The 20,130-nt window shown below is 72.2% G+C and carries 19 protein-coding genes and 1 tRNA gene; 10 read left to right on the forward strand and 10 right to left on the reverse strand.

Going from position 1 to position 20,130, the window contains the following annotated elements; translation table 11 throughout:
* Window positions 1-80: 80 nt before the first annotated feature.
* A complete protein-coding gene (locus tag J2X68_RS06405; protein WP_310431462.1) occupies window positions 81-1,751 on the forward strand; it encodes a DoxX family membrane protein in 1,671 nt (556 codons plus the stop codon).
* A gap of 251 nt (window positions 1,752-2,002) precedes the next feature.
* Here J2X68_RS06405 and J2X68_RS06410 read toward each other — a convergent pair whose 3' ends face one another.
* From J2X68_RS06410 to J2X68_RS06420, 3 genes are all read right to left on the reverse strand, one after another.
* Window positions 2,003-2,734, reverse strand: coding sequence for a nucleotidyltransferase family protein (locus J2X68_RS06410; protein ID WP_310431463.1), 732 nt, complete (start codon window positions 2,732-2,734; stop codon window positions 2,003-2,005).
* 119 nt (window positions 2,735-2,853) lie between these two features.
* Complete coding sequence (locus tag J2X68_RS06415; RefSeq protein WP_310431464.1) at window positions 2,854-3,324, reverse strand: hypothetical protein; 471 nt, start codon at window positions 3,322-3,324, stop codon at window positions 2,854-2,856.
* Between the two features lie 210 nt (window positions 3,325-3,534).
* Window positions 3,535-4,623, reverse strand: a complete 1,089-nt coding sequence (locus J2X68_RS06420; protein WP_310431465.1) for a sn-glycerol-3-phosphate ABC transporter ATP-binding protein UgpC — start codon at window positions 4,621-4,623, stop codon at window positions 3,535-3,537.
* Between the two features lie 271 nt (window positions 4,624-4,894).
* Between J2X68_RS06420 and J2X68_RS06425 the strand changes: the two genes are divergently transcribed.
* From J2X68_RS06425 to J2X68_RS06435, 3 genes are all read left to right on the forward strand, one after another.
* A tRNA-Thr gene (locus tag J2X68_RS06425) sits at window positions 4,895-4,968 on the forward strand.
* 46 nt (window positions 4,969-5,014) lie between these two features.
* Entirely contained in the window at window positions 5,015-5,716 is a 702-nt protein-coding gene (locus tag J2X68_RS06430) for a rhomboid-like protein (RefSeq protein ID WP_310431466.1), read from the forward strand.
* Between the two features lie 9 nt (window positions 5,717-5,725).
* Window positions 5,726-7,144, forward strand: a complete 1,419-nt coding sequence (locus tag J2X68_RS06435) for an FAD-dependent oxidoreductase (RefSeq protein WP_310431467.1) — start codon at window positions 5,726-5,728, stop codon at window positions 7,142-7,144.
* Between the two features lie 131 nt (window positions 7,145-7,275).
* Here the strand turns inward: J2X68_RS06435 and J2X68_RS06440 are convergent, their stop codons facing one another.
* Window positions 7,276-8,808, reverse strand: a complete 1,533-nt coding sequence (locus J2X68_RS06440) for an MFS transporter (RefSeq protein ID WP_310431468.1) — start codon at window positions 8,806-8,808, stop codon at window positions 7,276-7,278.
* A gap of 254 nt (window positions 8,809-9,062) precedes the next feature.
* Window positions 9,063-10,034, reverse strand: a complete 972-nt coding sequence (locus J2X68_RS06445; RefSeq protein WP_310431469.1) for a zinc-binding dehydrogenase — start codon at window positions 10,032-10,034, stop codon at window positions 9,063-9,065.
* Between the two features lie 204 nt (window positions 10,035-10,238).
* Between J2X68_RS06445 and J2X68_RS06450 the strand changes: the two genes are divergently transcribed.
* The gene (locus J2X68_RS06450; protein WP_310431470.1) at window positions 10,239-10,955 is read left to right on the forward strand and encodes a pentapeptide repeat-containing protein; all 717 of its coding nucleotides are present in this window, start codon (window positions 10,239-10,241) and stop codon (window positions 10,953-10,955) included.
* 172 nt (window positions 10,956-11,127) lie between these two features.
* On the opposite strand, the gene J2X68_RS06455 is transcribed toward J2X68_RS06450, so the two are convergent.
* Complete coding sequence (locus J2X68_RS06455; protein ID WP_310431749.1) at window positions 11,128-11,628, reverse strand: hypothetical protein; 501 nt, start codon at window positions 11,626-11,628, stop codon at window positions 11,128-11,130.
* A gap of 58 nt (window positions 11,629-11,686) precedes the next feature.
* Here J2X68_RS06455 and J2X68_RS06460 point away from each other — a divergent pair, with 58 nt between their 5' ends.
* Complete coding sequence (locus tag J2X68_RS06460; protein WP_310431471.1) at window positions 11,687-13,162, forward strand: M1 family metallopeptidase; 1,476 nt, start codon at window positions 11,687-11,689, stop codon at window positions 13,160-13,162.
* A 136-nt stretch (window positions 13,163-13,298) separates the two neighbouring features.
* Here the strand turns inward: J2X68_RS06460 and J2X68_RS06465 are convergent, their stop codons facing one another.
* On the reverse strand, window positions 13,299-13,817 hold the full coding sequence (locus J2X68_RS06465) for a GNAT family N-acetyltransferase (protein ID WP_310431472.1): 519 nt from the start codon (window positions 13,815-13,817) through the stop codon (window positions 13,299-13,301).
* A 162-nt stretch (window positions 13,818-13,979) separates the two neighbouring features.
* On the opposite strand from J2X68_RS06465, the gene J2X68_RS06470 reads away from it, so the two are divergent.
* A complete protein-coding gene (locus J2X68_RS06470) occupies window positions 13,980-14,528 on the forward strand; it encodes a carboxymuconolactone decarboxylase family protein (RefSeq protein WP_310431473.1) in 549 nt (182 codons plus the stop codon).
* A gap of 136 nt (window positions 14,529-14,664) precedes the next feature.
* On the opposite strand, the gene J2X68_RS06475 is transcribed toward J2X68_RS06470, so the two are convergent.
* Entirely contained in the window at window positions 14,665-15,240 is a 576-nt protein-coding gene (locus J2X68_RS06475; RefSeq protein WP_020130301.1) for a TerD family protein, read from the reverse strand.
* Between the two features lie 201 nt (window positions 15,241-15,441).
* Between J2X68_RS06475 and arfB the strand changes: the two genes are divergently transcribed.
* Together arfB and J2X68_RS06485 are read left to right on the forward strand one after the other, a co-directional pair.
* On the forward strand, window positions 15,442-15,879 hold the full coding sequence (arfB, locus tag J2X68_RS06480) for an alternative ribosome rescue aminoacyl-tRNA hydrolase ArfB (RefSeq protein ID WP_310431750.1): 438 nt from the start codon (window positions 15,442-15,444) through the stop codon (window positions 15,877-15,879).
* Between the two features lie 126 nt (window positions 15,880-16,005).
* Window positions 16,006-16,869, forward strand: a complete 864-nt coding sequence (locus J2X68_RS06485; protein WP_310431474.1) for a sigma-70 family RNA polymerase sigma factor — start codon at window positions 16,006-16,008, stop codon at window positions 16,867-16,869.
* A gap of 105 nt (window positions 16,870-16,974) precedes the next feature.
* Here the strand turns inward: J2X68_RS06485 and J2X68_RS06490 are convergent, their stop codons facing one another.
* Window positions 16,975-17,451 (reverse strand): GNAT family N-acetyltransferase, encoded by a 477-nt coding sequence (locus J2X68_RS06490; protein WP_310431475.1) that lies wholly within the window; start codon window positions 17,449-17,451, stop codon window positions 16,975-16,977.
* Between the two features lie 49 nt (window positions 17,452-17,500).
* On the reverse strand, window positions 17,501-18,091 hold the full coding sequence (locus J2X68_RS06495; protein WP_310431476.1) for a flavin reductase family protein: 591 nt from the start codon (window positions 18,089-18,091) through the stop codon (window positions 17,501-17,503).
* Between the two features lie 365 nt (window positions 18,092-18,456).
* Between J2X68_RS06495 and cdgB the strand changes: the two genes are divergently transcribed.
* The gene (gene cdgB, locus J2X68_RS06500) at window positions 18,457-20,124 is read left to right on the forward strand and encodes a diguanylate cyclase CdgB (RefSeq protein WP_310431477.1); all 1,668 of its coding nucleotides are present in this window, start codon (window positions 18,457-18,459) and stop codon (window positions 20,122-20,124) included.
* The last annotated feature ends 6 nt before the right edge of the window (window positions 20,125-20,130 follow it).

The raw sequence follows: 20,130 nt of genomic DNA on the forward strand, positions 1-20,130 counted from the left end.
GGCGCGTAGTACAACCTTGACGGAGTCCGGACAGATCCGGCGGGTCAAAGCAGTGTCCTAAACACACGTCACTCGGTTAGATGAGTGTGGACACCAGAACACCCCGCACACCCACGGGGGACCGCTCGTCGGGATTCGACGACGCTCCCGCGCTGAGCATGGTGAAGGTGCCGAGCGATCCGGCGCAGATCATCGTCAGCCACGCGAGCTTCCGCGTGCAGCTGGGCGCGTCGGCGCGGCGTAACCAATCCCCGCGGATCGCCCGGCACGTGAGCGCCATCGATGACACCGCGCGCATGGCCGCCGTCGGGTCGGCCGGCAGAGCGGGCGCCGCTTCCGGTGGCCGTCGCCGGGCCGTCGTCTGGAGCGGCAAGTCCGCCCCGGACGACACCGGCGCCCACCGACTGCTGCAGGCCGTGCGGGCAGGCAGCGTCGGCCACGGCGAACCGCCCGGCGCCGACGCCGGAGCCACCCAGGTCATCCCCCGCGTCGGCATGGGCGACCGGGGCTATGACGGCGACCTCGCCGCGCAGACCCTCGAGACCCCGATCGTCGGCGCCCAGCGGATGCCCGTGGACGGCGAGCAGCGGATCCTGCCGAACATGCGCGGCGTCGGCAGCGCCTACGACGAACCCGCCTACGACGACGCCCAGTTCGAGGACTTCGGGGACGACGACGCCGACCCGGAACCGGCTCCGCGCAGCCGGCGGCAGGGCGACGACCCGGCCCGGCACGCCTACTACCCGGGCCGCCGGATGAACCTCGGCGTGGTCCTGCTTCCGCTGCGGGTCTTCCTCGGCTTCATCTCCATCTACGCCGGCATGGGCAAGTTGTGCGACCCTGTCTACTTCGACGGCGGCAAGCGCGGCTCCATGGTGAAGTGGCTCGACACCCTGCATCCGTGGGAAGTCGCCGAGCCGCTGCGGCAGTTCGCCCTGCACCACCCCGTCGGCTCCGGCCTCGTCATCGCCTTCCTGCAGGTCGTCGTGGGCGTCCTGACGGTCCTCGGCTGCTGGCAGCGGGTCGCCGCGGTCGTCGGCGCCGGGCTCTCGGCGGCGCTCATCGTCACCGTCAGCTGGAAGACCGTCCCGGTCTACGACACCCCCGACATCATCTACCTCGCCGCCTGGTCGCCGCTGATCATCGCGGGCGCCCCCGTCTACTCGGTGGACGGCAGGCTCGCCGCCGGTGCGTGGCGCCGGCTCGGCCCGCGCTCCGACCTGTGGGAGCTGCGCCGTTACGTGCTGCGTCGGGGCGCCCTGGTGACCGCGATCGCGGTCGGTCTCACCCTGCTCATCGGCTCGCTGCTCGGCGGCGCCGTGCGCGACGCCGACCGGGTGGTCGTCCCCGGCCCGGGCGAGCCGCCGCGCAACGAGCTGCCCGGTTCGCCGCTGCCGCAGAAGTCCGGCACGCACAAGGCGTCCCGGGAGCCCGCCGCGTCCAGTTCGCCCACGCAGGGCGCCGCCGCCTCGGCGGCCCCGACGGCGGGCGCGGACAGCGAGCCCTCCGAGGCGCGGGACTCCGGCACCTCCGGCGACGGCGACGCCGGCGCGCCCAGCCAGACGCAGGGCACCGCGGGCGAGGCGCCGCCCGAGCAGTCCACTCCGGTGGAGCAGGCCCCCTCGACCAGCTCGGGCCCCTCCTCCGGCGGCTCGGCCGCGTCGGGCGGTTCGACGAGCGGCGGCGGCGGCTCGGACGGCGGATCCTCGTCCTCCGGCCAGCCGGGCCTGGTGGGCGGCCTGCTCGGGTAGGCGCTCGTCGGGGTGCGGGAGGGCGGGCCGGATCCCGCTCCTCCCCACGCCCCCCCCGGACCGATCAGGGTGCCGTGTGCGCGTCAGCACACGGCACCCTGATCTGTTCGGTCTGTCCGGTCTATCCGGTTCTGTGGGGGCGGCGAGAGGGTCTCTCGCCGGGTCCAGCGGCCGCCCGGGCGCCCGTCCGGGCGCGAGTGTCCGGACGGGCGGCGCGGCCGGCGACGGGCCGCCCCGGTGGAGAGCGACTCTCAGCGACCGAGGGCGGCCAGTTCCTTCGCCGCCTCGGTGAGGTCCTTCGCGGTGTCGATGGCCCGCCAGTAGGCCCCCTGCGGGAGCGGGAACCCGGCCAGCCGCCGTTCGCGGGCCAGATGCGGGAACGTCGTCCGCTCGTGGTCCCCGCGCTCGGGGAGCAGCCCGGCGAACGCGGGGGAGAAGACGTAGACGCCCGCGTTGATCTCGTACGTGGTGGGCGGGGCCTCGATGAAGTCCGTGATGTGGCCGAACCCGTCCGTCTGCACCGCACCCCACGGGATGCGCGGACGCGCCAGCGCGAGGGTCGCTATGGCGTCGCGCTCGGTGTGGAAGTCGGCCATCTCGCGCAGCGAGAAGCGGGTCCAGATGTCGCCGTTGGTGGCGTACCAGGGCCGGTCGGGGTGGGGCAGGTGGGCGGCCGCGTACTTCAGGCCGCCGCCGCGGCCCAGGGGCTCGGTCTCCACGACGGTCGTGACCTTGACGGGCAGGTCGGCCGACTTCAGCCAGTCCTGGAGGACCTCGGCGAGGTGGCCGCAGGAGACGACGACGTCGGTGACGCCCTCCTCGGCGAGCCAGCCCAGCTGATGGCCGATGATCGGCGTCCCCGTGCCGGGGATCTCGACCATCGGCTTGGGCCGGTCGTCGGTGTACGGACGCAGCCGGGACCCCTGGCCACCGGCCAGGATGACGGCTTGCGTGGGGCGGGACGCGGCGTGCGGATCGGTCATGCCCGCACTGTACGTGCCGCCCGTTCCGGGACGTGCGGCTCCCCCGGCGGGAGGGGAACCGCACGCTCCGGTCGGTACGGGCCGGGGCTTCGGTGCGGGCCGCGCCGACGCCCGGCGGCTCAGCCCCGGGCCGCCAGGACGCCCGAGGCGAAGGCCGTGTCGCACACCGGGCGGGAGTACGACTGCGCGCGCGAGGCGCCGTACACGCGGACGGCGGCCCGGCCCAGGGCGCGGGCGATGGAGGAGCAGTGCTTCGCCATCGACGGCTTGCCGTTCACGGCGGCCTGGAGGTGGGTCAGGGCGACGCCCGGATCCTTCTCCTGGAGCTCGGTCAGCAACTGGTCGCGCAGAACGTCCTGCGGGGCCTTGGCGGCCTCGCGCGAGGACTGGTGCGCGGCGGAGACCTCGGAGGCGGTGAGCACCGAATCCGAGGGGTTCCCCGACCAGTTGACCCGGGTGACCGCGAGGGTCCCGGAGAGCACCATGACGACGGGCAGGACGAGGGCGAGCGAGCGGCCGATCCGGCGGGCTGGGCCGCCCTGGCCGCGGCGCGTGCGCTGGGTGGTGGAGTGGTTCGCGGAGTGCTTCACGCGTGAGAGGGTAGCGTGCAGTAATGAATCGGCGACATTGAGTCACCCGGACGGGGGATGAAGCCGTGCTCCCTTTTGGGTAAAGGGTTGACGGACCTCGGCCGGAATGTCCGCTGTGCCGGGGATTTTCGCGGGCACGGGAAAGGGCCCCGCGGCAGGCCGCGGGGCCCTTCTCGTCAACCCGGGTGTATCGCCCGGATCCGGTCCGGGTCAGTCGGAGAGACGCGCGCCCGTCGACGTCGAGAAGACGTGGGTCTCGCCCGCGCGCGGGACGACGTGCAGCGTGCTGCCCTTCTCCGGGACGTCACGGCCGCCGACGCGGACCACGAGGTCCTTCGACTCGCCGCCGACCTTGGCCGTGCCGTAGACGAAGGCGTCCGAGCCGAGCTCCTCGACCACGTTGACGACGACCGCGAGGCCGTGGTCGGCGTCGGCGCCGGCCACGTCGAAGTGCTCGGGGCGGACACCGACGGTGACCGTCTTGTCGGTGGCGGCGGAGAGCGCGTCACGCTGGACCGGGACCACCGAGTTGCCGAACTTCACGCCGCCGTCGGCGATCGGCACCTCGACGAGGTTCATCGCCGGGGAGCCGATGAAGCCGGCCACGAAGAGGTTCGCGGGCCGGTCGTACATGTTGCGCGGGGTGTCGACCTGCTGGAGCAGACCGTCCTTGAGGACCGCCACGCGGTCGCCCATGGTCAGGGCCTCGACCTGGTCGTGGGTGACGTAGACGGTGGTGATGCCCAGGCGGCGCTGGAGCGAGGCGATCTGCGTACGCGTCGAGACGCGGAGCTTGGCGTCCAGGTTGGACAGCGGCTCGTCCATGAGGAAGACCTGCGGCTCACGCACGATGGCGCGGCCCATCGCGACACGCTGGCGCTGACCACCCGAGAGGGCCTTCGGCTTGCGGTCCAGGTACTCGGTGAGGTCGAGGATCTTCGCGGCCTCCTCGACCTTCTGCCGGATCTCCGCCTTGTTGACGCCGGCGATCTTGAGCGCGAAGCCCATGTTGTCGGCGACCGACATGTGCGGGTAGAGGGCGTAGTTCTGGAACACCATGGCGATGTCCCGGTCCTTGGGCGGCAGGTGCGTGACGTCGCGGTCGCCGATGCGGATCGCGCCGCCGTTGACGTCCTCGAGCCCCGCGAGCATGCGGAGCGAGGTGGACTTGCCGCAGCCGGACGGGCCGACCAGGACGAGGAACTCGCCGTCCGCGATGTCGATCTCGAGAGCGTCGACGGCGGGCTTGGTGGAACCCGGGTAGATCCGGGTCGCCTTGTCGAACGTGACAGTGGCCATGGTGAAGGGCCCCCTTCTACCGGCAGGAACGTGCCGGACGATCCGTTGTAGGAAGGTGGTTGGTGTAGTCCACATGAGCGAACTGGGTCAGGACGGTACCTGGCGTTTCCCGGTCTGTCAGTACCCGCGGGCATGTGAACTTCGCGGGAATTCTCGAGTGCGGCGAAGCGGCCCGCTGGTCAGGGCCGCGCGGACGCGGAAGTCCGTGGCTCGGGGAAAGCCGGTCTGTGTACAGTGGACCCGCCCTCGCGCGCGTGTCGTGGCGCGCGGCGCCTCCTTAGCTCAGCTGGCCAGAGCAGCTCACTTGTAATGAGCAGGTCGTCGGTTCGAATCCGACAGGGGGCTCGACGAAAAGCCCAGGTCAGCGCTTCTGTGCGGCCTGGGCTTTCGCATGCCCCCGGCCGGCGTTTCGCCGATACTGGGCCGGGTGAGACGGCTCAGCGGGGTTTCCGGCGTCCGGCGGGCGGTGTGGGCGTACGTCCGCGGCGCGCCCGGCACCTATGTGTGGCTGGCGGTCCTGTTCGTCACGACGGTGGCCCTGCACCACATGTCCCCGGAGTTCGAGCAGGAGTTCCTGCGGCAGCGGTCCACCAATCTCCACGAGCTGTCCCGGCACCCGGTGCGGGTGCTGGTGGCGAGCGCCCTGTGGATCGACGGCGGGCACTGGCTGCCGTACGTGGTGCTGTACTCCGTCTTCCACGCCCAGGCCGAACGCCGGCTGGGGACCGCGCGCTGGCTGGCGGTGTGCGCGGCCGCGCATGTGCTGGCGACGCTGATCAGCCAGGGGGTGCTGGCGAAGGCGATCCGGGACGGGCTCGCACCGCAGTCGGCGGCCGACACCCTGGACGTCGGGGTGAGTTACGCGCTCTCGGGGGTGGTCGCGGTGCTCGCTTTCCAGATCCGCCCGCCCTGGCGGTACGGGTATCTCGCGGCCGTGCTGGTCTTCTACGGCTTCCCGCTGACCTCCGACCCGACGTTCACGGACTTCGGTCATTTCGTCTCCGTCGTCATCGGGCTGGCGTGCTATCCGCTGGTCAGAGGGCGCGAAAGACAACGGAATCCGAAGGAGACAGCGCCCGTGCAGCCGGGTTAACGTCCGGCCATGAGCAGCTCGGCAAGCGGTGTCACGGACGGCGTCGTCAACGGCGGCATCTCCTTCTGGTACGCGGACGACGGCCTTCCGTCGGTGCGGGAGCCGCTCGCCGGTGACGCCTCCGCCGACGTCGTGATCGTCGGCGGCGGGTACACGGGTCTGTGGACGGCGTACTACCTGAAGAAGGCCGCGCCCTCTCTGCGGATCACCGTCCTGGAGCAGAGGTTCTGCGGATACGGCGCCTCGGGGCGCAACGGCGGCTGGCTGTACAACGGCGTCGCGGGCCGGGACCGATACGCGAGACTGCACGGCCACGAGGCCGCCGTGCGGCTCCAGCGGGCGATGAACGACACGGTCGGCGAGGTCGTCCGGGCGGTGGCGGCGGAGGGCTTCGACGCCGGTGTCCACCAGGGCGGAGTGCTGGAGGTGGCCCGGACCCCCGCGCAACTGGCGCGGCTGAAGGACTTCCACGCGCACGAGCTGTCGTACGGGGAGCACGACCGCGAGCTGTACGACGCCGGGGAGACGGCCGAGCGGGTGCGGGTGGCGGGCGCCGTGGGGTCGAGCTGGACCCCGCACGGGGCGCGCGTGCACCCGGTGAAGCTGGTCAAGGGGCTCGCGGCGGCCGTGGAGGCGCTGGGGGTGGACATCCGAGAGTCGACCCCGGTGACGGAGATCCTCCCGGGGCGCGCGGTGACGCCGTACGGGACCGTGCGGGCGCCGTACGTGCTGCGCTGCACGGAGGGGTTCACCGCCGCGCTGAAGGGCGAGCGGCGGACCTGGCTGCCCATGAACTCCTCGATGATCGCCACCGAGCCGCTCACCGACGAGCAGTGGGCGGCGGTCGGCTGGGCGGGACGGGAGGCGCTCGGCGACATGGCGCACGCCTATATGTACGCCCAGCGCACGGCGGACGGCCGGATCGCGCTCGGCGGGCGCGGAGTGCCGTACCGCTTCGGCTCGCGGACGGACAACGACGGACGCACGCAGCCGGAGACCGCCGCGTCGCTGCGCGAGCTGCTGGTCGGGTTCTTCCCGGCGCTGACCGGGGTGCGGGTCGAGCACGCCTGGTCCGGGGTGCTGGGCGTACCGCGCGACTGGTGCGCGACGGTGACGCTGGACCGGGCCACGGGCCTCGGCTGGGCGGGCGGTTACGTCGGCTCCGGCGTCGCCACCGCGAACCTGGCCGCGCGGACCCTGCGGGACCTGGTGCGGCTCGACTCCGGTGAGGACGGCGCCACCGACCTCACCGACCTCCCCTGGGTCGGCCACAAGGTGCGCAGGTGGGAGCCGGAGCCGCTGCGCTGGCTGGGGGTGCGGGGCATGTACGCGACCTACCGGGCGGCGGACCGCCGCGAGACGGAGCGGCACGCGGCGGGCTCCTCACGGCTGGCGCGGCTCGCGGACCGGGTGGCGGGACGCCACTGACGGCGACCACGACATCGACGGGTAGCGCTGCGCCGGGCCCCTGGCGTACGAGCCGGGGGCGGGGGCGGGGCTCAGGCGCTGATGCTCGGGAACCGGTGCCCGGGAGAAGGGGCCGGTCAGCCGGTCGTGGCTCAGGAGCGGCGGCGGTCGGGGGACGGGGGCGGCGGGCCCACCGACTCCGGCACGGGCGCCTCCGCCGGGGCGTGTCGCTGGGGCCCGGTGGTGACCATCAGGCCCGCCACCAGACCCGCCAGCAGCATGATCCCGGCGGCCCACCAGATGGCCACCGTGTAGCCGTGCACGGTGCCCTCCGCCACCACCTGGGCCCGCCGCGCGGGGTCGGTGAGATGCGCCGTGATGTAGGCGGTGCTGCTGGTGGTGGCGATCGTGTTGAGCAGCGCGGTCCCGATGGAGCCGCCCACCTGCTGTGAGGTGTTGACGGTGGCGGACGTGACGCCGGCGTCGTGCGGGGCGACCCCGGCGGTGGCCGTGGAGAAGACCGGCATGAAGGTCAGGCCCATGCCGAGGCCCATCAGGAGCAGGGCGGGCAGGATCTCGCTGGTGTAGGAGGAGTCCACGGTCATCTGGGTCAGGATCACCATGCCGCCCGAGGCGAGGAGCATGCCGGGGACCATCAGCATGCGCGGCGGCACCCGGTGCATCAGCCGGGCGGAGATCTGGGTGGAGCCGATGATGATCGCCAGGGTGAGCGGGAGGAAGGCGAGGCCCGTCTTCAGGGGGGAATAGCCGAGGATGACCTGGAGGTAGTAGGTCATGAACAGGAACAGGCCGAACATCCCGATGACGGCGAGGCCCATCGTCAGGAAGCAGCCCGCGCGGTTGCGGTCCTTGATGATGTGCAGGGGCAGCAGCGGCATCCGCGCCTTCGTCTGCCACCACACGAACACCGTGAGCAGGACGATCCCGCCCGCGAAGAGCCCCAGCACCAGGGGGTCGGTCCAGCCGCGCGACTCGGCCTCGCTGAACCCGTAGACGATCGCGACCAGGCCGCCGCAGCCCAGCACGGCGCCGGGCACGTCGAGACGGGCGCCCGCGTGGCCGGGGCGGTCGTGGAGCAGCACGAGGGCGCCGATCACGGCGACGACGGCGATGGGCACGTTGACGTACAGGCACCAGCGCCAGTCGAGGTACTCGGTGAGCAGGCCGCCGACGATGAAGCCGATCGCGGCGCCGCTGCCCGCGAGGGCGCCGTAGATGCCGAAGGCCTTGCCGCGTTCCTTGGGGTCGGTGAACGTCGTCGTCAGGAGGCTGAGCGCGGAAGGCGCGAGTACGGCGGCGAAGGCGCCCTGGAGGGCGCGGGCGCCGAACAGCATGCCCGCGCCGGTGGCCGCCCCGCCGAGCGCGGAGGCGACGGCGAAGCCGATCAGCCCGATGACGAACGTCCGTTTGCGGCCCGCGAGGTCGGCGATGCGGCCGCCGAGCAGCAGCAGGCCGCCGAAGGCGAGGGTGTAGGCGGTGATCACCCACTGGCGGTTGCCGTCGGAGATGCCCAGGTCCTCCTGTGCGGAGGGCAGCGCGATGTTCACGATCGTCGCGTCCAGCACGACCATGAGCTGGGCGAGGGCGATGATCACCAGGCCCCACCAGCGGCGGGGGTCGGGTGCGGTGTCGGCGGAGGATTCACCTGTCCGGGTGACACTCATTCCGACAGAACACCATGAATCGGTGTGTATCGCATCCCTGGAGCTTGGGGGTGAGGGAGGGGCTGGGAAGCGGGAGGGTCGGGGAGGGAGCAGGGGCTGGAACTGTCGCCGGGGCGGGTGCCGGGGCGGTCGCCGAACCGCATGCCGGTCCCCCGGCCGGGCTGCGTGCCGGGGTGCGGGGCGAGCCGTGTGCCGGGGTGCGGGGCGAGCCGCGTGGGGAGCTGCCCGCGGCCTGCTGCGCCGGGTGCGCCGGGTCAGGGCACCAGGACGACCTTCCCGACCGTTCCGCGGGTCTCCAGCGCCCGGTGCGCGGCGGCGGCCTCGGCGAGCGGGAACCTCTGCACCGCCGGGGTCAGCCGGCCGGCGGCGGCCTCGGCGAGGGCACGCAGTTCCAGGGCCCGCAGCCCGCCCGCCTTCTCGATCATCACCGGCCCGAGGACCGACCGGGAGACGCCCTCGACGAAGTAGCCCTTCCCGTCGCTGACGCCTTCGGCGGACCAGCCGAAGACGAGGTGCCTGCCGCCGGGGCCGAGGAGTTCGACGGCCGCGCGGGCGACGTCGCCGCCCACCCCGTCGAACACGACGTCGGCGGGCCGACCGCCCAGCTGGGCGCGGACCTTGGCGGGCCAGGTGGTGTCCGTGTAGTCGACGGCGAGATCGGCGCCGTTCGCCGCGACCCGGGCCGTCTTCTCCGGCCCGCCGGCCAGCCCGACGACGGTCGCGCCCGCGTTCTTGGCGTACTGGACCAGAAGCGTGCCGATGCCGCCCGCGGCCGCGGGGACCACGGCGACGGACGCGGGCCCGAGCTCGGCGAACTGCAGGATCCCCAGTGCGGTGCGGCCGGTGCCGATCATGGCTACGGCCTGGGCGGGGTCCAGGTGCGGCGGGATCTCGTGCAGCCGGTCGACGTCGGTGACGGCGCGTTCGGCGTAGCCGCCGGGCGCGAAGCCGAGATGGGCGACGACGCGCCTGCCGAGCCAGCTGTCGGGCGCGCCCTCGCCGAGTGCCTCGACGACGCCGGCGATCTCCCGGCCGGGGATGGTCGGGAGGGCCGTGGGCGTGGGCGCGGGGCCCTGGAAGCCCTGGCGCAGGGCCGTGTCCAGGAGGTGGACGCCCGCGGCCTCGACGGCGACCCGGACCTGGCCGGGGCCGGGCACCGGGTCGGCGACCTCCTCGTGGCGGAGGTTCTCGGCGGGGCCGAAGGCATGGAGACGGATGGCGTGCACAGGGATCCCCCATGGGTGTCGGGTGTCGGGTGTCGGTGATGGGCGAGGGCGGCGGCCGGCCGCGGGTCGCGGGCGGCGGGTCGGGGACGGGCTCGTGCCCGACCGCTTCCACCCTCCGACCTGAACCTTGCTTGAGGTCAAGGGTCTTCTGGTCGCCGGAGGACGGGCGGGGGGATTGTCAGTGGCGGGGTGCAGCATGGGGGCATGGCGAGGACAGGGACCGGCAGGACCGGCAGGACCGGCGGCGGCACCGGCGGCAGGGCGGGTGCGGTGGTGAAGGGCGCGCGCCGCCCGGAACTGCGGCTGCCGCCGCTGGAGCCGTACGGGGGCGCGGAGCTGGAGCCCGACGGCGACTACGACGGCGTGGAGTTCCGTGAGCTGGACCTCGCCGGGCAGGACGGCGGGGGCGCCCGCTTCATGGACTGCGCCCTGACGGGCTGCGCGCTGGACGAGACGCGGCTGCGCCACACCCGCTTCCTCGACTCGGTCCTCACCGGCATCCGGGGCGTCGGCACCGACCTGGCGGAGGCGACCCTGCGCGATGTCGAGCTGCTCGACGCCCGGCTGGGAGGCACCCAGTTGTACGGCGCCGTCCTGGAACGGGTCGTGATCCGCGGCGGCAAGATCGACTACCTGAACCTGCGACAGGCGCGACTGCGGGACGTGGTCTTCGAGTCGTGCGTCCTGGTGGAGCCGGACTTCGGCGGCGCCCGCCTGGAACGGGTCGAGTTCGTCGACTGCGCCCTGAAGTCCGCCGACTTCACCGCGGCCACCCTGGCGGACGTGGACCTGCGCGGAGCGGTGGAACTGGGCCTCGCGGGCGGCGTGGACCGCCTGTCCGGCGCGGTGATCAGCGCGGCCCAACTGCTCGATCTGGCACCCGTGTTGGCGGCCGAGCTGGGGATCAGAGTGGAGGGCTGAGAGGGGGCAGAGGGGCTGAGAGAGAGGGGCGGGCCGGGGCCGCCCGAGGTCAGGACCAGGGCCCCTGGGGGAGGGGGACAGGGGGAGGGGCAGACGTCAAGGACCAGGACCGGGGGCGGAGGCTGGGGTGACGCGTCCGGGGGGCCTGCACCTCCCCGGGAGCCGGGGGGAGCTAGCTCACGCGGGGGAAGCGGGCCTGCAGCGTCCAGATCGCCGGGTTCTCGGCCAGGTCCTCGTGCAGGTCGGTCAGATCCGCGAGGAGGTCGTGCAGGAAGTCCCGTGCCTCGCGGCGGAGTTCGGCGTGGGAGAAGGTGAGCGGCGGCTCATCCACCGGCATCCAGTCGGCCGCGATGTCCACCCAGCCGAAGCGGCGCTCGAACAGCATGCGGTCGGTGGACTCGGTGAAGTCCAGTTCCGCGTACTGCGGGCGGGAGGCGCGCGAGCCCGCCGGATCCTGGTCGATCAGCTCCACGATGTCGCACAGCGCCCACGCGAAGTCCAGTACCGGCACCCATCCCCAGGCTGTGGACACCTCGCGGTCCGCCTTGGTGTCGGCGAGATAGACGTCGCCGCAGAACAGGTCGTGGCGCAGGCTGTGGACGTCCGCGAGCCGGTAGTCCTTCTGCGGGGGGTCCGGGAAGCGGTTGGAGAGGGCGTAGCCGATGTCGAGCACGTAGGCGATGGTGTCACGCCTCCGCGCCCGGGCCGGCCGTCCCCATAGGATCACTGACATGTCCCGATCCGTGCGTCTTGTTCCGGCGGTGGCCGCCGCGACTCTCGTGCTCGCCCTGACCGCGTGCGACGACGCGGGCGCGCCGGACACCCCGGGGTCCCGGGCCCGGGACGTCTCGGGTGCCCCGGGGGTCGGTGATCCCTTTTTCCCCGAGGCGGGCAACGGCGGCTACGACGTCTCCCACTACGGCCTCACCCTCGCCTACACCCCCGAGGGCAACCGGCTCACCGGCACCGCCGTCGTCACCGCACGCGCGACCGAGGACCTCGCCGCCTTCGACCTGGACCTCGCGGGCATGGAGGTCGAGGAGGTGACCGTCGGGGGCGACCGGGCCGGGTTCCGCCGGGACGGCCAGGAGCTGATCGTCCGGCCGCCCGACGCCCTGGCCGACGGCGAGACCTTCGAGGTCCGGGTCCGCTACTCCGGCAGCCCGCGGACGATCACCGATCCGGACGGCTCGAAGGAGGGCTGGCTGCGCACCGCCGACGGAGCGCTCGCCCTCGGTGAGCCGACCGGTTCCATGGCCTGGTTCCCCGGCAACCACCACCCCTCCGACAAGGCGTCCTACGACATCGCCGTCACCGTCCCGAAGGGCCTGACGGCCGTCTCCAACGGCGAGTTGCGCAGCGCTAGGACGACGGACGACGGCCGCACGGCCTTCGTCTGGCACACCGCCGAACCGATGGCGAGCTATGTCGCCACCGTCGCGATCGGCCACTACACCGTCACCCGCTCCACTCTCCCTCCCGCCGGTGATACCGATACCGACGCCGTTGCCGGCCCGGTGGCGCGGGGCGGACTGCCGGTCTACGTCGCCGTGGACCCGTCCCAGGTGGCCGCGAGCCGCAAGGTGCTCGCCCGGCTCCCCGAGGTCATGGAATGGGCGGAGTACAACTTCGGCCCCTATCCGTTCTCCTCCGCCGGAGCGATCGTCGACCGTCACGAGGACGCCGCATACGCCCTGGAGACGCAGAACCGTCCCGTCTATCCCGGCGCCCCCGACATGGCGATCCTCGTCCACGAGACCGCCCACCAGTGGTTCGGCGACTCCGTCACGCCGAAGAGCTGGCAGGACATGTGGCTCAACGAGAGCCTGGCGACCTACGCCGAGTGGCTGTGGACGGAGGACGAGGGCGGCGCCACGGCGGAGGAGACGTTCACGGAGCTGTACGACCACGGTGAGGACGAGTACGAGGACCTGTGGGCGTTTCCGCCCGCGAAGCCGACGAGCGCGGCACATGTCTCCGACACGCCCGTCTACCAGCGCGGCGCGATGGTGATCCACCGCATCCGCCGGACCGTCGGCGACGACGCCTTCTACGACATCGTCCAGGGCTGGGCCGCCGCCCACCGCCACGGCAGCGCCGGCACCGCCGACTTCACGGCGTACGTGGAGAAGCAGGCGCCGGACGAGGACTTCGACGAGATCTGGGCGGACTGGCTGTACGGGGAGGGCAAGCCCGCCCACCCGTGAGCCGTCACGCCGGTCCCGGACGACGCCGGCCGCTCATCGCCTCCCACCCGTCGAGCAGAGGGGCGGGGCCGGGCGGCCGCACCGGTGCAGGACGGCGCCCTGCGGATCGACGCACGGCGACCCGGGCCGCCCGGTTCTAGCCGCGCAGCGGCTTGCGCAGCACCGCGCACGGACGGCCGAGCACGAGGTCCGGCCGGTGCCCGATGACCTCGTAGCCGAGGGCGGTCCAGAAGGCGAGCCCCGCGGTGTTGGTGTCGAGCACGGCGAGCCGCAGGGCGTCGCGGCCCGCCGCCCGGAAGCGGTCCTCGACCTGCTGGACGATCCGCCTGCCGTGGCCCTGTCCCTGCAAGGCCGCGTCCACCATCAGCAGCCCGACCCACGGATCGGGATCGGCCGGGTCGGGATGCTGGTCGAGCGTGACCACGACCCCGGCCAGCCGCCCCTGACTGCGGGCGAGCAGCACCTCCGCACCCTCGTGGGCCAGCTCCTGCGCGAGGGCCGCGGCCACCTGCTCCGGCCGGATGTCGTCCGGGTCCGGGAAGTCGCCGCTGAGGGCGTGGAACGCGTGCTGCGAGGCGTAGAGCGCGGTGAGTTCGGTGAGCAGGGGCGCGGGGATGTCGTGGTCGGCGGTGAGGGGGAGGGGGCTGAGAAGCATGGGGAGCACGCTAGCCGGGCGACCACGGGCTGACGTGGTCCCACCGGATGTCCCCTCCGTGGTCCCACCTGATGTCACATCCGAGCATCGGGCGGTGTCTTCATGCCCAGCAAGCCGAACGTGCCCACACGCCGGACAGGCCGCCCGGACAAGGAGAACACCATGACACCGCGTATCCCGAAAGCCGCGCTTCCCACCGAGTTGAGGGAGAACCTGATCAAGCAGTTCGGTGCACTGCCCGAGCCCGTGGAGGTGGGGTTCAACAACCCCGAGGTCACCATGGCCGCTCTGGAGTTCGGGGCGAAGGCGGCTGAGTGGGACACCGTCGACGAGAGCCTCAAGACCTTCGCGCACATGGCCGTCGCCGCGCAGGTCGGCTGCAGCTGGTGCCTCGACATCAACTACTTCCGGGCGGTGAACCGCCACCTGGATCTGACCAAGGCGAGTCAGGTGCCGCGCTGGCGGGAGGCGGACGTGTTCACGCCGCTGGAGCGGGACGTGCTGGAGTACGCCGAGGCGATGACGCACACCCCGCCGACCGTCACCGACGAGCTGTCCGCCCGTCTGCTCGACCGGCTCGGCCCGGCGGCGCTGGTCGAACTCACCGTGCTCATCGGCTTCGCCAACCTGTCGAGCAGGACCAATGCGGCGCAGGGGATCACCTCGCAGGGCTACTCCGACGCGTGCGGGATTCCGCCGGCCGCGGGCTGATCATCCGGGTCTGTCCAAGGAGGAACCCGCGGCGGCCGACCCGGCTGGACGAACCGGCCGGGCTCGCCGGGCAGCCACGGAGCCCCCGGCCGTCCGGCCGGGGGCTCCGATGAGGTGTGCGCGTGGGCGCGGGACGTCAGACGCTGACGCCGAAGTCCTGGGCGATGCCCACGAGGCCCGACGCGTAGCCCTGGCCGACCGCGCGGAACTTCCACTCCGCGCCGTTGCGGTAGAGCTCGCCGAAGACCATGGCCGTCTCGGTGGCCGCGTCCTCCGAGAGGTCGTAGCGCGCGATCTCGGCGCCGCCGGCCTGGTTGACGATGCGGATGTAGGCGTTGCGGACCTGGCCGAAGTTCTGCGAGCGGTTCTCCGCGTCGTAGATCGAGACCGGGAAGACGATCTTGTCGATGTCGGCCGGGAGGCCGGCCAGGTTGACGTTGATCGCCTCGTCGTCGCCCGCGCCCTCGCCGGTGCGGTTGTCGCCGGTGTGGACGATGGTCTGGTCCGGCGTCTGCTTGTTGTTGAAGAAGACGAAGTGACCGTCGGAGTAGACCTTGCCCTGGGGGTTGACCGCGATCGCCGAGGCGTCGAGGTCGAAGTCCGTGCCGGTGGTGGTGCGGACGTCCCAGCCGAGGCCCACGGTGACGGCGGTCAGGCCCGGAGCCTCCTTGGTGAGCGAGACGTTGCCACCCTTGGACAGGCTTACAGCCATGGTTGGGAGTCCTTCCCTCGTTGCGTACGGCTTCGTACGGGGCTTCGTACGGGCACGAAGCTACAGCTATCCCTATGAACGCAGCGAAGGGTGCTCAAGGTTCCCCGCCACTCCGCGTTTCTTTACTTTCTTTACCCAGGACGGGCTCGTGGCGGGCTTCCGGGGATATTCGCGTGACGTGAGGGCGGCGTGAGCGGGAACATGGTCGGCATGTCTGGTCCCTATGTCGTCCGCGGCTCCGTCTCGCTTCCCGAGGCCGAGCTCATGTGGCGTTTCTCGCGGTCTTCGGGGCCGGGCGGGCAGCACGTCAACACCAGTGATTCGCAGGTGGAGCTCCGCTTCGACCTCGCGCGCACCGAGGCGCTGCCCGAGGTGTGGAAGGCGCGGGCGCTCGAGCGGCTGGCCGGCCGGCTCGTCGACGGCGTCGTCTCCGTCCGCGCCTCCGAGCACCGCTCCCAGTGGCGCAACCGCGAGACCGCCGCCGTACGCCTCGCCGCCCTCCTCGCCGAGGCCACCGCCCCGCCGCCCAAGCCGCGCCGGGCGACCCGGATCCCGCGCGGGATCAACGAGCGCCGGCTGCGCGAGAAGAAGCAGCGCGCGCAGACGAAGCGGGGTCGGAACGGTCGGGACTGGGGCTGACCGGACGAGATCGTTCCTGATCGGTGCTCAACGAATTTCCCGGCACCTTGCGTGCGTGTGTCACATCTCGGGCGCTTCAAGCGTCAGTTACATGACAGCCAAACGCGACCAGGGATGTGACGAACGATGGCAACAGGCGACGCCGACTTCCTCGCCGAGCGCTTCGAAGCGCACCGCAACCGTCTGCGGGCCGTCGCGCACCGCATGCTCGGATCCGCCGCCGAGGCCGACGACGCCGTGCAGGAGGCGTGGGTACGGCTCAGCCGGAGCAGCGGCGGGAGCGCGGGCGGGGAGATCGACAACCTGGCGGGCTGGCTGACGACCGTCGTCGGCCGGGTCTGTCTGGACATGCTGCGCTCGCGCCGTACCCGTGGCCGGGAGCCGCTGGACAACTGGGCGCCGGTCCCGCCGTGCGAGGAGGCCGACCCGGCGCAGGACGCGCTGCTCGCCGACTCCGTGGGCGTCGCGCTCCTCGTCGTCCTGGACGCCCTCACCCCCGGCGAGCGGCTGGCGTTCGTGCTGCACGACCTGTTCGGCGTGCCGTACGAGGGGGTCGCGAGCATCGTCGACCGGAGCCCGGAAACCGCCCGGCAGCTCGCCGGCCAGGCCCGGCGCCGGGTACGGGGCGCGCAGGAGCCGGACGTCGATCTCGCCCGGCAGCGCAAGGTCGTCGGCGCCTTCCTGTCCGCCGCCCGGGACGGGGACTTCGTCAAGCTGCTCGCCGTGCTGGACCCGGACGTCGTGGCCCGCTCGGAGGCCGGGGTGATGGCGGGAGCGGCGGCGGTCGTGGCGGGCGCGTCCAGTTTCGCTTTCGCCGGGGCCGTGGCCCGGCCCGCCCTGATCGACGGCGCCACCGGACTGGCGGTGCTGTGCGACGACCGGGTGGAGCGGACGCTGAGCTTCACGTTCGTGCGCGGCGGCCGGATCGCCGTGATCGACGTCGTGGCCGACCTCGACCGCATCGCCGAACTGGAGGTGACCCTGCTCTAGTCCCGGGCTCGGGAACGGGAGGCGGGCCTCGGGGCCGTACGGTGGTCCCGGGGACCGGACATGCCGTGCCGGGCGGCCGGGCGGGATCCGGGCCGGCTGGTCAGGTCAGGTCAGGGTGAGGACGCCGACCGTTTCGCCCTCGCTGGTCTCGCCGTTCTTCCGGAAGCCCAGCCCGAGATAGAAGTCCGCGGGACCGTTCTCGCCCTCGTGCCAGGTCACGTACATCTCCTCGGCGCCCCGGCGGCGCAGTTCCGCGGCGACGGACTCCACGGCGAACCGGCCGTATCCACGGCCCTGTTCGGCGGCTGCGATGTTCAGCCGCCACAGTCCGGAACGCACCGGGCCGCCGTCGCCGCGTCCGTTCCAGTCGATGTCGACGAAGGCCATCACAAAGCCGACCGCCCGGTCGCCGTCCATGATCAGACGCGGCCAGGCGACCCCCGCGGGATGCACCTGGGCCTCCGCGAGCGACTGCATCACCGGAGACACCGCGAACTCCTGGTCGGGGCGGACCCGAATGCCGGTCGCCGCCTCGAAATTCGCGGGAGTGATGTCCTCGAGACGAGGCCCTGAAGTCGTCATACGGGCACCCTAGGCGGGCCGCCGGTCCGGCGGCCACGGCATTTCCGGGTCAGCCCAACTGCCGGTAACGGCCCCGGAAATACATCAGCGGCCCGCTGTCCGCGTTCGGCACCGAGGCGGTCAGCACGCGGCCGATCACCAGCGTGTGGTCGCCCGCCGTGACCCGCTGTTCGGTGCGGCACTCCAGGGTCGCCAGGGCGCCGTCGAGCAGGGGCGCCCCGGCCACCTCGCCGCGCGCGTACGGGAGGTCCTCGAAGAGCAGCCGGTCGCTGATGCGGCCCTTCATGGCGAAGCGGCCGGCGATCTGCCGCTGGCTCTCGGAGAGCACCGACACCGCCCACAGGGGCTGCTCGTCGAGCAGGTCGTCCATCCGGGAGCCCGTGCGCAGGCTGACCAGAACCAACGGCGGGTCCAGGGAGACCGACATGAAGGCCGTCGCGGTCATGCCGACGTCCTCGGCGTCCGGCGCCCCGGGGTCGTCCGGGTCGAGGGACGGCTCCCGGGCGGTCACCAGGACCACGCCGTCGGCGAGCCGGGACATGGCGGCGCGGAACTCGTCGTTGCTCACTCCCTCAGCATGCCTGGAGAGGGAGGGGGGCACGGGCTGGGGCGCGGTCGGCGCGAGTACGTCTGGCGGCATGCCCGAAACGCTAATGTCCGTCCGGTGGGCGGCGCATCGGACCTCCGCCCGAACAGGGTCGTAGGACCCTGGACCGATGACCTCCGGCGCCGATTCCGGTCCCCGTCCGGGCGTCTTCGTGTCTGTCCGTGTTCAGGAAACACACAGGAAAACGCGGAAACTCTACTCAAATGTTCATCTTCACATGTGACTTGAGTCACAAGAAGCATTAATTGTTGACCCTGTGTACCGAGTGGGCAGCGCGCTGTGATTCAGTGGCGGAGGCGTCACAAGGAGACACACACCGACAACACAGCACCAGAAACGACGTTACGCCGAAGACAACCCTTGATTCGCTGCGAAGTCTCGGGGGGAGGGCGAAACACATGGAGACCGAGTCGGAGCCTTACGTCCGCCTTGCGTCCCTGCGACAGCTGCACCAGGTCATGGCCGACATGAACACGGCCCGCAGTCTGGCCGACACCTTGCAGACCGTCGCCGACGGCGTGGTCACGGCGCTCGGGTACGAGCTCGCGTGCGTCAACCTCGTGCGCCCCGACGGTGATCTCGTGGTCGCCGCCTTCGCCGGCAACCCGGCCGCCGAGGCCCTGATCACCGGCCGGGTCGGCTCACGCGATTCCTGGGACCGGCGCCTCGCCATGGGGGAGACCTGGGGCGACCTGATCTTCATCCCGCACTCCGAGGGCTGGGTCCTCGACGACGACGACGTGCCCCAGTGGTACACCGACGGGCCCGCGCCCCGCTTCGAGGACGAGTGGCACCCCTCGGACCGCCTCTTCGCCCCCATGTACATGCCCGCCGCGCCGGGCAGCGGCGGCGCCTGCGGCGAGCTGATAGGCGTCCTGTCCGTGGACCGCCCGCGCAACGGCCGGCGGCCCGGCGCGTGGGGGCGCGAAGCCCTCCAGATGTACGCCTTCCAGGCCGCCATCGCCCTGAGCAACGCGCGTCTACGTGCGAATATGCAGCGGGCGCTGGTCCGGCTGGAACGCGAGCAGCAGGCCCTGCGGGCCAGCGAGGAAAGCTTCCGGCAGGCCTTCGAGTACGCCCCCTCCGGCATGGCGATAGCCGAGATGGGCGGCGACCAGCACGGGCGAATACTCCGGACCAACGACGCCCTGTGCCGCCTGCTGGGCCGCCCCGCCTCCGCGATGCGCCGCTACTCCTTCTCCGACCTCGTCCACCCCGAGGACATAGGCACCCTGCTCCGCACCTCCGCCGAGGGCGGCCGCGCCGAACTCCGCCTCGGCCGCCGGGACGGCACCTACGTCTGGGTCAGCCTCCGCAACTCGGTCGTCGCCGACGCCGCCGACGGGCCGCGCTTCCTGCTCACCCACGTCGAGGACATAGAGGACCGCAAGCGCCGCGAGCTCCAGCTCGCCCACCGCGCCTCGCACGACTCCCTCACCGGACTGCCGAACTCCGCCGAACTGCGCTCGCGGCTCGCCGCCCGGCTCTGTCAGCGCCCCCAGTCCACCCACCCCGCCGCCGTCGACGCCATGGACACGGCCTACGGCCACGCCGCCTTCGACGCCAACGGGCACGGCTTCGACTACCGGCCCGCCGGCACCGAGACCTTCGACGGCTACGACCACCATGTGCACACCGCCGCCCCCGAGGAGGGGCGCGACGACGGCACCAAGGGGCTCGCGGTCCTCTTCTGCGACCTCGACGGCTTCAAGTCGATCAACGACCGGTTCGGCCACAACGCCGGCGACGCGGTGCTCATCGAGGTCGCCCGCCGGCTCTCCCGGCAGGTCCGCGACGGCGACACGGTCGCCCGGCTCGGCGGCGACGAGTTCGTGATCCTCGCCGACGGCCTCGGCCGCGCCGACGCGGCCGACCTGGCGGTACGGCTGCGCAACGAGATCATCCAGCCGATCCGCGCCGAGGGCCGGGCCGTGCGGGTGGGCGCGAGCTTCGGCATCGGCTGGGCACATTGCGGGATGACCGCGGACGAAGTGCTGAAGTCCGCCGACGAGCGCATGTACGTCGAGAAACGATCTCGTCCCAAACAGCATCGGCGTGCGGGATGATCACCA

The organism is Streptomyces sp. 3330, from assembly GCF_031456635.1.
Classification (GTDB): Bacteria; Actinomycetota; Actinomycetes; order Streptomycetales; family Streptomycetaceae; genus Streptomyces.